Below are 13,856 nucleotides of genomic sequence, written 5' to 3'. Positions count from 1 at the left end.
ATTGAGAATCGATCTCAGCCGTCTTTTTGGTTGATGATCAGTTCTGCATTCTCGGGCAGTTCCGCAACAACGCTCACCGCATCGGCACGGATCCTTGCATGCAATTTGAAGGCCTCTGCTGCGGCTGTTTCCGCAGTTGTGGCGTCGGCACCGTCTTCCAGCACAAGCGAAAGCCGGATCATGTCACGGTCACTTTCGCGTGTCACCACGGCCTGCGCGGCCTTTGCGCCCGGCGTCGCGATCACGACTTCTTCGATCACGCGGGGATAGACGAAGATCTCGCGCACTTTAACCGCCGCGCCGACCCGGCCCTGCAACGCAGAAATGCGGCCGACACTGCCATCTTCATTGCTTTCCAGAGCAAAGGCGCTGTCGCCGGTGCCGAACCGGATCATCGGCCAACTGGCATCGCGCGCGGTCACGACAACCTCGCCCGGTTCGCCATGGGCTACCTGCTCGCCACTGATCGGATCGCAGATCTGCACCACGCGGTCGGGATGAACCAGATAGCCTTCGCCGCCATCCTCATAGGCGACAAGGCCCAGATCGGCGGTGGCATAGGCGGCCCAGGTGGCCACGCCATATTCGGCCTCGATCCGGCGGCGCTTGGCCATCCAGTCGCCCATCTCACCGCCGAGGAAGGCGGTTTTCACCTTCCACGCATCCCGGCCATAGGTTTCGATCACCTTGTCCGCCAGCGTCAGGAAAAACGCGGTCGAGGCGCAGATCGAGGTCACGCCGGTTTCGACGATGATCTGCGCTTGAAGCTCGGTATTGCCGACGCCGCCAGGAATGACTGTGGCACCCGCAGCCTGCGCCGCTTCGTCAAACAACAGACCCGCCGGCACCAGGTGATACATCCAGGTGTTCAGGATGATGTCACCTCCGCCCACGCCTGCGGCCTTGAACAGCAGGTCAAGCCCATGCCCGCCGCCGCCCGGAAGCGCCGGTTCGAAGATCGGGCCGGGTGAGACGTAGATCCGTCCGATATCTTTCAGATCAGAAGCGAGGAATCCGCCGAAAGGCGGGTTGTCGCGCTGGATCTTCAGAAGGTCTTCTTTTTTCATCACCGGCAGACGCGACAAGTCCGCCAACGATGTCACAGCCGCCGGATCGAATCCGGCAGCTGCAAATCGTGATTTCAAACCCGGGGCCTTCTCGGCCGCGGCCGCATAGGCTTGAGCTATGTCCTGGTAAATGTCGTCAGACATGTTCATGCCTCCTTGAGCCGTCGGGGTTTAAAGCGGGCAGTCCTTGCGGAAGTTGGGAGCCCGCTTTTCGCGGTGCGACAGCACACCTTCCTTGACGTCCTCACCCATGAAGCCAAGCATCTCCAGCGCGGTCGACGCGTCAAAGATCGGGCCAGCCTGGCGCAGCCAGTTGTTCAGCGAATACTTGGTCCAGCGGATCGCGCTTTGCGAACCATTGGCCAGATCGACAGCCGTGTCCAAAGCGATTTTCTGCAGCTCTTCGTCCTCGACACACATCGACACCAGACCGATGCGTTCAGCTTCTTCGCCGGACACCGGCTTGCAGGTCATCAGGTAGTATTTCGCCTTGGCCATCGATGTCAGCAGCGGCCAGATGATCGCCGCGACGTCACCGGCGGCGACACCCAGGCGCGGGTGGCCATCGACGATCTTGGCTTTCTTGCCGGCGATCGAGATGTCGGCGAGGAGCGCCACGACAAGGCCAGCGCCCGCCGCCGGGCCATTGATCGCGGAAATGATCGGCTTGTTGCAGTTGATGATGTTGTAGACGAGACCCTTGGCCTCTTTCCACGTCTTCATGATTTCGTACGAGTTGCCCATCATGTTTTCGATCAGGCTGAAATCGCCGCCCGCCGAAAACGCCTTGCCCGCGCCGGTCACGATCACCGCGTTGATATCGGGGTCGCGGTCGATGTCGACCCACATATCCGTCATCTGGGTGTGGGTTTCCGCATCAACGGAATTCAACGTCTCGGGCCGGTCGAACGTGATGCGCAGAACGCGATCCGCCGGATAGTCGAATTTCAACTTGTCGTATTTTGCGTAACGGTCCGACATATTTCTGTTCCTTCACTTGATATTGTTGTGGGTTTAACCAGGCAATCCGAGGACGGCCTTGGAAAGGATATTGCGTTGGATTTCGTTTGATCCGCCGTAGATGGTTCCCGGTCGGGCCTTGTAGAAGCTGGCCAACACGTCGACGCTGACATTGCCGACCTGCAGCGGCCCGATGGAGCCGCCATCCGGGCCTGCCGCCTCGATCATCAGTTCGGTGATGCGCTGGAAGCACTCGGTCACCCAGATCTTGAGCATCGAGACATCCGCGCCCAGTGTTTCGCCGCGCTTGAGTTGATCGGCGAAACGCGTGTAAAGCGCGGCGTGATCCTCAACGTCGAGCGCCGCCTGCGCAAAGCGGTCGCGGAACACCGGGTCGTCAAAGGCGCCACGGCCACGGGCAAAGCTTTCGAGCTGTCCCAGAGCATTCTGGGCCAGGTTCGGCGCTCCGATGAAAATGCGCTCGAAGCTCAAAAGCGCCTTGGCCATCGTCCAGCCCTTGTTCAGCTCGCCGACCAGGTTTTCCTTCGGCGCGCGGGCACTGTCGAAGAACACTTCGCAAAACTCTTTCTCGCCCGACAGGGTTGTGATCGTACGCACCTCGACGCCGGGCTGATCCATCGGCGCAAGAAGGAAACTGATGCCCTGCTGTTTCTTCGGCGCATCCGGATCGGTGCGCACCAGCATAAAGATGTGCGACGCGTCATGCGCCATCGTGGTCCAGATTTTCTGACCGTTGATGACAAAGTCGTCGCCGTCAATCTCCGCGCGTGTGCGCAGGTTGGCGAGGTCTGACCCGGCACCGGGTTCGGAATAGCCCTGACACCAGATGTCTTCGCAACTCAGAATACGCGGCAGCCAATAGTCTTTCTGTTCCTGGGTGCCGAACTTGATGATCAGAGGGCCGACCATCTGAATACCCATGTCCCGTCCGCGGTTCACGCCCCAGCGCTGCTGTTCTTCGTAGAAAATCAGCAGTTTGGCCGCGTTCAGCCCCATGCCGCCAAATTCCGCAGGCCAGGCCGGGGCAACCCAGCCCTTGGCATGCAGCTTGACATGCCAGTGCTCAATCTCGGCAAACTTTGGACGATGTGACAGATTGCGCAGTTCTTCGGGATATTCGGCTTCAAAGAACCCGCGCACCTCTTTGCGGAAGTCCGCATCGCTGATTGCGTTCCAATCGGTCATTGTGCGGCTCCTTCTTCTTCGCGCGCATCGAACCAAATCCGCCTGTGATAGGCGTCATCGCCCAGCCAGGCCGACAAAACCAGCGCCCGGTTCAGGTAAAGCCCGATGTCATATTCGTCGGTATACCCAACCGCCCCATGCATTTGGATCGCGTCGCGCGTGATCTTTTTGGCGGCGGTGACGGCCCGCGCCTTGGCACGACTGGCCAGCTGTGCGCGGCGTTTGGGATCGGCTTCGGCGTCCATCTGCGCCAGAACTTCGCGGACACCCGCCTGCGCGACTTCGCGCATGATATGCAAATCCACGGCGCGGTGCTGAATGGCCTGGAATGACCCGATCGGCTTGTCAAACTGCTCCCGCGTCTTGATGTAGTCGAGCGTGATGTCAAAAGCGCTGTCGGTCAGGCCGACAAGTTCGGCGGCGGCAAGGGCGGTTGCATCGCTGATCGCCTCGGCGAGCGCGTCTTGAACTGCGGGGCCTTCGGCAAGTTGTTCCGCCGGGGTTCCGGAAAAGGAGAGCTCGCCCAGGGAACTGCCGTCGGCCTGTGTACGCTTGTCGACAGAAAGCCCGGTTGCGCTGGCGTCTGCAAGGACCAGAACCGGCCCGTTGTCACCCTCGGCCACAACAAGGAACCCCTGTGACCCGGGCGCACCGGCCACCCAGGCCTTGCTGCCCGTCAGCTTGCCGTCCGCATAGCGACATGTCGCTTCGCCCGGCGCGCCGCCAGGACCGCGTTCCTGCCAGGCGACCGCCAGGACAGAGTCACCGCTGATCAATTGGGCCATCTTCGGATGATCCGGGCACACGCGCCGCAAAAGGCCAAGGCTTAACCCGACCGTCATCACCACGGGTTCCGGGGCAATCACCCGGCCAACCTCTTCGGCAATGACGCCGCCCGCGGCCAGGCCCATGCCGAGCCCGCCGTTTTCTTCGGGCACGGTCACGCCGAAAACGCCGGCCTCGGCCAATTCGCGGACCATCGCCGGGTCAAAGTTGCCACCGGCATCGCGCAGTTTTCGGGCGCGTCCGCTGCCGCCAGCCCGCTCAAAAAGCGTGCGGGTACTCTCGCGCAGCAGGCGAAGATCGTCTTGTTCGCTGGAGGTCATGTCAGTCTGTGTCATTTTGTTTACGCTGTATCATCACGGGGGTGTCGGTCGAAAAAACGACTTCTCCCTTTGGGTTCTTGGCGCTGAGTGTATAGTGCAGGATACCCCGGTCGGGCTTGCTTTTTGACGGCGTGACCGAGTTGATCGTCAATTCGATATCGAGGGGTTCATCCGGACGCACGGGACGGTGCCAGCGCAGATTGTCGAATCCGATGCCGCCGATATTGGCGATTCCAACCATGAACTCCGTCATGATCGGCTTGAACACCTCAAGCATTGTCTGAAAGCCCGAGGCGATCAGGCTGCCGTGCACGGTGGCCGCATAGTCTTCGTCGGTGTGCAGCTGTTGCGGGTCCCACTCCTCGGCGAAGGCTATGATCGCCTCCTTGCTCATCGGGTCGCTGCTAAAGCGAAACACCTGGCCCGGCGCAAAGTCCTCCAGATACTTCAAGAGGCGCCCTCCTTCGAGAACCCGGAGTCATACCCGGTCGAGTCCTTGGAAATGCGTACCCGGTTGAACTCTTCCAGTTTCGGGTAGGTCTCCTTGAAGACCCCCAGGAATTCCTCCATCGGCGCGTCGAAATAGAGCCCCCGGTCGTTCACGTATTCCATGTGCCGATGGTTCTGTTCGTCGAACTCGTGAAAGAGCGCATCGTGATAGCCGTCAAAGACCAGCGGCTTGACGCCGAATCGCTCACAGAGCTCCATGTTGAACGCGGGCGTGATCTTGTAGGGCTCACCGTCCAGCCACAATTGAACGTAGCCGTGATAGATAAACAGATCCGTCCCCATCAGCTCTTGCAGCTTGGGCGTATTCAGGTGGTTGCGCACATCGGCAAAGCCCAGTGCGGCGGGGATACCCACCGCCCGCAGGCAGGCCGCCAGAAGAATTGCCTTGGGCACGCAAAACGCCGCTTCCGCTCCGGCAATTCGGCTGGCACGGTAGGAATCTTTATCCAGCGCAAAGCAATAGGGATCGTAACGGATTTCATCGCGCACCGCTTCGAACAAGCGGATCGCCTTGTCGCGTTTGGAGGCGTCCGATGGGAGGTCACGCAAAGCCGAGGATACAAAACTCTGCACTTCGAGGCTGTCACTATCGACATACCGCGCCGGCATGACATAACGCTCAGCTTCGACCGGCAGGTCGTCTTTGGATTGCGTCATTGCGTCCCCCTCTTTTCTAACGATTGTTAGATTAATGATTTGAAACCTGCCCGTCAACGGGATTTATACAGACCTTCTGTGGTTCGGCATCCTATCGAGCATAGCCTTCCCCTAGGGAAGCGGCACGTGATGCCATACGCCCGGGAACGCGGAAACACGGAGCGATCCGTATCAAGCGCGCAGACATGATCCTGCCCTGCCAGAAATACCCTTTTCCGGTCGCAGACGCACCGTGTGGCAGCCTGCAGGCCAACCGCCGATTCGGCGGGTTCCATGAACGAACAGCATCAATCGGTTGCCGTCAACAGCGGCCCCAACCAGTCAAGGGAGCAGCGGTAACAGTGCGAACCGCATGGCAAAACCCGCTTTTCGAATCCTCCCATCGCTGGGTGCCGGGCGCCATCTCCTGTTGCGAGAGCTTGAATGCTCTTCGGCCCGGCCGCGCGCATGAGCGTCGCCATCGGGCCGGGAGTTTTCCTGAGCAACTGAGGCACCGTTCAAACCTCAGGCGAAACGCGCGGCTCCGTTGTTCAGAACCAGAACGTCGCGTTCCAGGACCGAAGCGCGGAAGCGAGCCTCGCCACCTTCCTCCCAGATTTCAAACCGTACGGTTTCGCCTGGATAAACCGGCGCGGAGAACCGAACATCCAGGCCGACCAGCCGCGCGGCATCGTAGTCAAGCGACGCCTTGAGGATCGCCCGCGCTGCCAGACCATAGGTTGCCAGACCGTGCAGGATCGGGCGTTCGAACCCGACGGAGCGGGCAACATCCGGGTCCGCATGAAGCGGGTTGTAGTCCCCGCTGAGGCGGTAGATCAGCGCCTGACGCGGCATGGTCTCGATATCGCAGACATGATCCGGCGCGCGGTCGGGTACCACTGCGGGAGCGGGACCGGGCTTGTTTTCGCCGCCGAACCCGCCGTCGCCCCGGCAAAAGGCAGACATCGCCACGCGCGCGAGCTTTTCACCGCTGTCCGCGTCGATAATGTCGCGGCTCTGATAGATGACGGCGCCCTTGCCCTCACCCTTGTCGGAGATGAAATCGATCTTGCTCCGACCGATGAACCGGCCCTTCACCGGCAGCGGCTTGTAGATGTCCAGCCATTGCTCGCCGTGCAGCAGTTTTTGCCAGTTCACGCCGGTCCTGGGATCGGCCAGCCAAAAGCCCGGATACCCCATTGTCACCGCCATCGAGGGAACCGCCTTGAGACCGTCCTCATAGACATAGGCCAGTTCTTTCTTGTCAGTCGGATCCTCGCCAAACCCCAGTCCGAGCGCATAAAGGATGGTATCCCGCTCGGTCAGTGTCTGTTCGATTTCCTCAAAGTCCCAGTTCGAAAGTACCTCGAAATCCAATGGCATGATCTTTCCTCCCTTGATTGCCGTCAGAGCGTGTTTTGTGACCCCAGAATTGCCGTGACCTGGCTGGACAGCACACCGCCATTGCCATGCGCCAGCGCCAGGTCGATATTGTTCAATTGCATACCCGGCGCGTCGCCACGGATCTGGCGGGCGGCCTCGATCACAGTGAAAATACCGTACATGCCGGGGTGCACACAGGACAGGCCGCCGCCGTTTGTATTCACCGGCAGGATGCCGTCCGGCGCGATATGCCCGCCTTCCACAAGGGCGCCACCCTCGCCCTTGGCACAGAAGCCAAGGTCTTCGAGGAACAGGATCGTGTTGATGGTGAAGGCATCGTAGAGTTCAACCACCTGGATATCACCCGGCGCGACCCCCGCCGCGGCAAAGGCGCGCTGGCCCGACTCGCGGGCTGCGGTGACCGTGAAATCCTTCATCTGCGAAATCTGCCGGTGCGAGCTGGCCGCGGCACTGCCCAGTACATAAACTGGTGCCTTTGGAAAATCCCTGGCGCGGTCGGCCCGCACCATCACGATTGCGCCGCCGCCATCGGTCACCAGGCAGCAATCGCGCACCGTCAGCGGATCGCCCACCATGCGCGCGCCGAGCACGTCCTCGCGAGTCAGCGGGCCGCGTTCGAACGCTTCGGGGTTGTGCCGCGCCCAGGCCCGCGCAGAGACCGCCACATCCGCCAATTGCTCGCGTGTGGTACCGTATTCGTGCATGTGCCGCGCCGCCGCCATCGCATAGGCGGAAATCGGATAGCGTGGATTATATGGCGCCTCATAGGCCGGCGGGCGCGAGGCCGTCACCAGCTTGCCCGACGCCGTACGTTGATTGGAGCCATACACGATCAGCGCGACATCACACAGACCAGCGTCAAGCGCCATGGTCGCGGATGTCAGGTAATTCACGAAGGACGAACCACCCGTCATGGTGCCGTCAATGAAGCGAGGCTGAATGCCCAGATACTCCGCCGCCATCAGCGACGGCATGCTGTCTTCCATCATGGTGCAGAACAGGCCGTCCACGTCGGACAGCCTCAGCCCGGCATCGTCCAGAGCGGCAAGTGCGGACTGCGCCATGACATCATAGGCCGACAGGCCGTGCGCTTCACCGAAACCGGCGTGCCCGGTTCCGACAATCGCGGATTTTCCCCGAAGTCGATCGGTCATGCGTTATGCCTCCGCCGGTTTGAAAAGCACGGCCGGGGCCCCCTCGGCCTCTCCCACGAAGGCGGTCACCGCCATGTCGATGACTACGTTTTCCGGGGATATTCCCTCGACCCGGCTCATCATCCTGACGCCTTCCTCCAGTTCGACCATGCACACGTTGTAGTCGCCTCCACGTTCAGGTTTTCGACGGACGATGGTTGTGGTGTGGACCGATCCCGCACCGGTCGCCCGCTCCCACGAAATCGCGGCGCCATGACAGTGTGGGCACAGGACTCTCGGGAAAAAGTGATAGGCCCCGCAGTCGTTGCATTTAGGCAGCAAGATCTCTCCATTTGCCAATGCGCGCTGGAAAATCTGATCTGGTCCTGTGGCGTCCGGCACCGCAGTTCTCCTTCAAGTGGTCCAATTTGCGGTTAAGCATATTGATAATATTTCTAACATTTGTTAGATTTCGTCAACCTTTTAGGACCATTTGCGCGACACTCAATGTCAGGATCAGACTTAGCTCCGCTTTCCGGTAAACGCGCGAACGACGACGGCCTTCATGATTTGTAACCCCCGGTCAGGGCGTCGGTATGTGCTCCGAGGGCGGGCGCAGGCAAGACATCATTCGGGGCCGCGCGGAACGCTGGAGCGATCGGCAAGGGCAGCGCCGTAATGCGCGCGCCGTCGGCATTGACCAGCGCATTGTCGAACAGTCCGCGCGCGCGGTAATGGTCGGAACGCATCGCCTCTTCGACGGTCTGGACGATGCTGCAACAGCAATCGGCCTCGTCGAAAACCGGTTCCCACTCTGTCGCAGGACGGCTGGCGATGATTGCCGCGACCGCGTCGCCGGTGGCCTCCGGGTCACGCGCGTCGTCGCGGAGCGCCGGATCTAGCGCGATTGTCGCGCAGAAGCGTTCCCAGAATTTCTGCTCAAGCGGCGCAGCGGCCAGGATGCGGCCGTCTGATGTCGGGTAAAGCCTGTAACGCGGTGAGGCGCCGGTGGTCTGGCTGTCGCCGTTGCCCGGATAGCGGCCCGAAACCTGGCCGACCGCCATTGCGGAATAGAGAAACGGAAAGATCGTTTCGGCCATGGCGATGTCGATATAGGCCCCCGCCCCGGTCTGGTCCCGTTGACGCAAGGCCATAAGAATGTTGACAAGCGCCGGATAAGCGCCGCCCGCGATATCGGCGATCAGGGCGGCGGGCACCACCGGCGATTGCTGAGGGCCATAGCTGAGCGATAGCAGCCCGGCGTCGCCCTGATAGTTGAGGTCATGCCCTGCCCGCTGAGCCCGGGGGCCGGACTGCCCGTAACCGGAAATCGAACAGTAAATGATGTCTGGACGAAGGGCCCGGATGTCGTCGTAAGACAGGCCGAGCCGCGCCATCACACCGGGTCGGAATTGTTCCACGATGATATCGGCGCTTTCGATCAGCGGCATCAGTTTCGCGCGGTCCTCCTCGGACTTGAGGTCCAGCGCGATGCTTTTCTTGCCCCGGTTCAGCACGTTGAAATTGGCGCTGTCCTCGCCCCAGCGCGGTTGATAACTGCGCATCTCGTCGCCGCTTCCGGGCCTTTCGATCTTGATGACTTCTGCCCCGGCCTCGGCGAGGAACTGGGTCGCCATTGGTCCCGGCAGCAGGGTCGAAAAATCGAGGATACGCAGGCCGCTCAATGCGCCGGACATGTCTCAGGCCGCCCGCGTCTTGGCGACGACAGCGGCGCGGGCCGGGGTATAGCCCGGCAGGCCGGTCATCGACTGGATCGCGGTCGTCACGTCGTAATGGCGAGCCAATCCGCCGCGCGTCACCCGCTCCACCGGGCCATCGGGATAGCCAAGCCCCATGCAGCAGGTCCGGTCCATGTCTTCGGCGCTGGCCAGCCCTTCGTCGAGGAAGCGCAGCGCGTCGTTGTACTTGGGGCGGACCAGCCGATCAATGATGCGGCCCGGCCGGTCGGCGCAAACCACCACGTCGAAGCCCGCGACCTCGAAGATCGCGCGCGCGGCGGCCAGGGCGGTTGCGTCGGTGGCCGGCTGCCGGACCAGTTCGATCAGGTTCGAGGGCGCGTCGGCGCCATTGCGGTAGCGCGCAAACCCCACCACGTTCGATCCCTCGCGGCCCATGTCCTCGCCGGTGTGCACGCCGAGGCATTCGGTATCGAGCTCAACCAGAACGGCGGTCTTGCCGGTATCAGGTGCGAAACCACCCCCGAGGTGAATGGTGACGGGTCCGTCGCCTTGCGCGGCGGACAGGAAATCGTCGCCCGCAGGGAAGGAACGGCTGTCCCCGGCGGTAACGATCGAGAACGCCTCCGCCTCTGTCGCCCGGGCGGGCGCGTCGCCCGAGAGCAACCCTCCGCCGGCCTTGTTGCCCAGCTTGCCTGCGGCCACCATGCGCCGCAGCAGCGGCGGCACCGAGGCGCGGGTGTCCAGGGTGATCGGATAAAACGCTTCGCCCAATAGAACCTGTGTATCCAGCCCGATCAGATCGAGCAGCGTACAAGGCCCCATCTTGTAGCCAAGCCCGGAGCAGATCGCCGTGTCGATGTCCTCGGGCGTGCACAGCCCGGCCTCGATCGCGCGGATCACGTCGTTGTTGAACGGTACCAGCAGCGCATTCAGGATAAAGCCTGGCTTGTCCTGCGTTTCGACGGGGATCTGCCCCGCCGCTTCGGTCCAGGCCCAGGCGGTGGCGAAGGTCTCGTCGGAGGTGTTGATGCCGCGTGACATCTCGATCAGCTTCATCACCTGCGCGGGCAGGCAGAAGTGCATGCCGACCATCCGGTCGTCGCGCCCGGTGCCACCCGCGATTTCAGTGATCGACAGGGTCGAAGTGTTGGAAGCAAAGATCGTGCTGTCCTTGCAGATGCTGTTCAGTTCGCCGAACAGTTCCTTTTTCACCTTCAGGTTCTCGAAGATCGCCTCGATCACCAGGTCGCAATCGGCAAGATCCTGCAGCGATGTCGTATCGGTCATCCGGCCAAGCGCCGCGTCGCAGTCCTCCTGGCTCATCCGGCCCTTTTCGACGGATCGGCCAAAGAACTTCTGCGCGGCCTTGCGCGATCGGGCAAGCCCGTCCGCTGACAGATCGAAGCAATAGGTTTCGTATCCGGCACGGGCCGCGACAAGCGCGATACCGGCCCCCATCGTGCCGCCTGCCCCGCAGATTGCGACTTTGCGAATGCTGGTCATTTGGTGATGAAACTCCGTCCGATAAGCTGGCGGTGAACCTGGTTGGTCCCCTCCCAGATCTGGGTGATCTTGGCGTCACGCATCAGGCGCTCCGCGCGGTAATCGCGGCAATAGCCATAGCCGCCGTGGAACTGGACGCACTCTGTCGTCATCTTCATGGCAAGGTCCGAGGCGCGCAGCTTGGCCAATGACGCCTCCATTCCGAAGTCCGGCTCGCCGCCGTCCACAAGCCCGGCAACGTGGTCGAGCCATGTCTCGACCATCAGCAGCTCACCGGCGAGGTCGGCCAATGTGAACTGGTTGCCCTGGAATTCGAGGATCTTCTTGCGGCTCTGAACCCGGTCGTTGCCATAGGCTACCATGTCCTTGAACGCCGCTCGCGCGATGCCGAGCGCATGGGCCGCGACAGAAGGGCGGGACCGGTTGAGCGAGCCGAGCAGGATCTTCAACCCGTCGCCGGGGTCCAGCAGCAGGTTGGCACGCGGCACCCGGGCATTGTCGAACGACAGCGCGCAGGTAGAGGAGCCGTTGTGGCCCATCTTTCTTTCCTTGCCGATAACATTGAAACCCTCGGTCCCCTTTTCGAGGATCAGCGCCGAAATCGCCTTCTTCGGATCGTCCACGCCGGCCCATTTCCCGAACACGAGATACCGGTCGGCGACGTCGCCATTCGAGATGAAACTCTTGTTGCCCTTGAGGATAATGTCGTCGCCGTCGGGGGTGAAACTGGTCTTCATGCCGGTGGCGTCCGACCCGGCGGTCGGTTCGGTGATCGCCAGCGCCCCAAGGCCGCCTTCGGCGATGCAGGGCAGCAGGCGCGCCTTCTGTTCTTCGGACCCGTATTCGATCAGCGGCTTCATGCCGTGGTAATTCGTGGCATAGATGATCCCGGTCGAGGCACAGGCTTCCGAGATGATTGCGACGATCTCCAGATACAGGCGAAAGGACGTCGGCATCCCACCGTATTGCGCAGGCACAAAGACCGCGTTCAGGCCGAGCGCGTTGATCGCTTCAACGTTCTGCCATGGAAATTCGCCGGTGGCGTCGATGTGCTCTGCGTTTGGGGCAATGACCTCGTCCGTCATCCGCTGGACCTGATCGAGGATCGCGCGGTCTTCGTCGCTCCAGGGCCGAGCGCGGTGCAGTTTGTCGTACATGTTCATCAGTGATTGATCCCCTGCGCCCCGTCGATGTAGATCGTCTCGCCGGTCATGTAGCCGATATTCTCGGCAAAGATGGTCGCCACCAGGCGGGAGACGTCATCCACCGAGCCGGGCGCACCCGTCGGAATGCGCTGCGCCATCCAGGCGCGCACCTTTTCCCGCGCCAGAAATTCGCGGTTCAGGTCGGTCTCGATATAGCCCGGTGCAACGTTCATCACCTTGATCCCGTCGCGCGCCCATTCCACCGCCATGCAGCGCGTCATCGCGGCAACAGCGGCCTTGGAGGCAGAGTAGGACAGGTTGTCCGGCACGCCCATCCGGTCGAAGAAAGACCCGATGTTCACGATGATGCCGCCGGCGTCCTTCAGGTGCGGATAGGTCTCGCGCGCGGCGACCATGATCGCGGTCGCGTTCAGCGCCATGGTCCGCTCGAAATCCCGGGTGTCGAGCGTGGCAATCGCCCCTGCGATGTGAACGCCCGCGTTGTTGACCAGCCCTGTGACCGGACCACGCGCGGCGACTTCGCTCATTGCGGCGCGCACGGCTTCTTCATCCGTCATGTCGCAGGCGATGCCGTGCCCCTTGGGGGCGGTGCCGCTGCGTGACAGGCAGACGACGTCAAATCCGCGCCCGTCCAGTTCCGTAGCAATGGCGGCACCGATGCCCTTGGAGGCGCCGGTGACGATGATCTGACCTTTAGCCATCCTTGAACTCCGCTTTGCGTTTCTCTTCAAAGGCGGCCATGCCTTCTTCGGCATCCGCCGTGCGGAAGGCAAGCGTCGAGAGGTCGGCCTCAATCCTCAAGCCTTCGTCAAGCGTGACGTCTCCCGCCCGCTGCACAGCACGTCGGGCGCATTCCAGCACCGGCAGGCTGTAGCGGGTGAACTTGCCGGCAAAGTCGCGGCCGGCCTCCATCAGATCGCCCTCGGCAATTGCGTTCACCAGGCCGATGCGCTCGGCCTCGTCCGCTTTCACGTTGCGGCCGGTCATGATGATTTCGAGCGCCCGGCCCTCACCGACCAGTCGCGGCAGGCGCTGCGTCCCACCGTAGCCGGGGATCAGACCCAGTTTGATCTCTGGCAGCCCGAATATCGCGCGCGGCGACGCCAGCCGGAAGGTGCAGGCTAGTGCAAGCTCCGAGCCGCCGCCGAAGGCATAGCCATTGACCAGCGCCACCGAAGCGACCGGCAGATTGTCCAGTTTGGCAAAGACAGATTGTCCCAGTTCCGCCCCGCGCTTCTGGTCGATCAGCGTCCGGCCCCGCAGTTCCTTGATGTCGGCCCCCGCGCAGAACGCCTTGTCGCCTGCGCCGGTGACAAGCAACGCGCGGATGTCTTTCATCCCGGCCACCTCGTCCAGTGCTCGGGCGATATCGTCCAGGATCAAAAACGACAGAGCGTTCAGGGCCTCAGGACGGTTTAGAGTGAGGACGGCAAAATCGCCTTCTTTTTTTAATTCTACAGCCATT

At 61.8% G+C, this 13,856-nt stretch carries 14 protein-coding genes; all 14 read right to left on the bottom strand.

Annotated elements, in window-relative coordinates:
- Positions 1-14: 14 nt before the first annotated feature.
- The gene (locus P1U48_RS13620; RefSeq protein ID WP_301069627.1) at positions 15-1,211 is read right to left on the bottom strand and encodes a phenylacetate--CoA ligase family protein; all 1,197 of its coding nucleotides are present in this window, start codon (positions 1,209-1,211) and stop codon (positions 15-17) included.
- Between the two features lie 27 nt (positions 1,212-1,238).
- The gene (locus P1U48_RS13615) at positions 1,239-2,048 is read right to left on the bottom strand and encodes an enoyl-CoA hydratase/isomerase family protein (protein ID WP_301069626.1); all 810 of its coding nucleotides are present in this window, start codon (positions 2,046-2,048) and stop codon (positions 1,239-1,241) included.
- Positions 2,049-2,081: 33 nt separating this feature from the next.
- Positions 2,082-3,233: an acyl-CoA dehydrogenase family protein gene (locus tag P1U48_RS13610; protein ID WP_301069625.1), complete on the bottom strand. Its 1,152-nt coding sequence runs from the start codon at positions 3,231-3,233 to the stop codon at positions 2,082-2,084.
- Positions 3,230-4,339, bottom strand: coding sequence for an acyl-CoA dehydrogenase family protein (locus tag P1U48_RS13605; protein WP_301069624.1), 1,110 nt, complete (start codon positions 4,337-4,339; stop codon positions 3,230-3,232). Before P1U48_RS13605 ends, P1U48_RS13610 begins: the two co-directional genes overlap by 4 nt.
- Position 4,340: 1 nt before the next feature.
- Positions 4,341-4,790 (bottom strand): MaoC family dehydratase, encoded by a 450-nt coding sequence (locus P1U48_RS13600; protein ID WP_301069623.1) that lies wholly within the window; start codon positions 4,788-4,790, stop codon positions 4,341-4,343.
- Positions 4,787-5,506 carry a transglutaminase family protein gene (locus P1U48_RS13595; RefSeq protein ID WP_301069622.1) on the bottom strand — a complete coding sequence of 240 codons (720 nt, stop codon included), beginning with the start codon at positions 5,504-5,506 and terminating at the stop codon, positions 4,787-4,789. The genes P1U48_RS13600 and P1U48_RS13595 overlap by 4 nt, the downstream gene beginning before the upstream one ends.
- Before the next feature lie 504 nt (positions 5,507-6,010).
- Positions 6,011-6,868: a MaoC/PaaZ C-terminal domain-containing protein gene (locus tag P1U48_RS13590; protein WP_301069621.1), complete on the bottom strand. Its 858-nt coding sequence runs from the start codon at positions 6,866-6,868 to the stop codon at positions 6,011-6,013.
- A gap of 23 nt (positions 6,869-6,891) precedes the next feature.
- Complete coding sequence (locus P1U48_RS13585) at positions 6,892-8,043, bottom strand: thiolase (protein ID WP_301069620.1); 1,152 nt, start codon at positions 8,041-8,043, stop codon at positions 6,892-6,894.
- Between the two features lie 3 nt (positions 8,044-8,046).
- Entirely contained in the window at positions 8,047-8,424 is a 378-nt protein-coding gene (locus P1U48_RS13580; protein WP_301069619.1) for an OB-fold domain-containing protein, read from the bottom strand.
- Between the two features lie 161 nt (positions 8,425-8,585).
- Positions 8,586-9,719, bottom strand: a complete 1,134-nt coding sequence (locus P1U48_RS13575; protein ID WP_301069618.1) for a CoA transferase — start codon at positions 9,717-9,719, stop codon at positions 8,586-8,588.
- Between the two features lie 3 nt (positions 9,720-9,722).
- Positions 9,723-11,225: a 3-hydroxyacyl-CoA dehydrogenase NAD-binding domain-containing protein gene (locus P1U48_RS13570; protein WP_301069617.1), complete on the bottom strand. Its 1,503-nt coding sequence runs from the start codon at positions 11,223-11,225 to the stop codon at positions 9,723-9,725.
- Positions 11,222-12,388, bottom strand: a complete 1,167-nt coding sequence (locus P1U48_RS13565; RefSeq protein ID WP_301069616.1) for an acyl-CoA dehydrogenase family protein — start codon at positions 12,386-12,388, stop codon at positions 11,222-11,224. The genes P1U48_RS13570 and P1U48_RS13565 overlap by 4 nt, the downstream gene beginning before the upstream one ends.
- Positions 12,388-13,092: an SDR family oxidoreductase gene (locus P1U48_RS13560; protein ID WP_301069615.1), complete on the bottom strand. Its 705-nt coding sequence runs from the start codon at positions 13,090-13,092 to the stop codon at positions 12,388-12,390. Before P1U48_RS13560 ends, P1U48_RS13565 begins: the two co-directional genes overlap by 1 nt.
- Entirely contained in the window at positions 13,085-13,855 is a 771-nt protein-coding gene (locus tag P1U48_RS13555; protein ID WP_301069614.1) for an enoyl-CoA hydratase-related protein, read from the bottom strand. Before P1U48_RS13555 ends, P1U48_RS13560 begins: the two co-directional genes overlap by 8 nt.
- Between the last annotated feature and the right edge of the window lies 1 nt (position 13,856).

The sequence above is a fragment of the Pseudooceanicola sp. genome, assembly GCF_029213205.1.
GTDB lineage: Bacteria > Pseudomonadota > Alphaproteobacteria > Rhodobacterales > Rhodobacteraceae > Pseudooceanicola.
The sequence above is the reverse complement of the archived record's forward strand: the minus strand, read 5'-3'. Positions and strand labels throughout refer to the sequence as shown.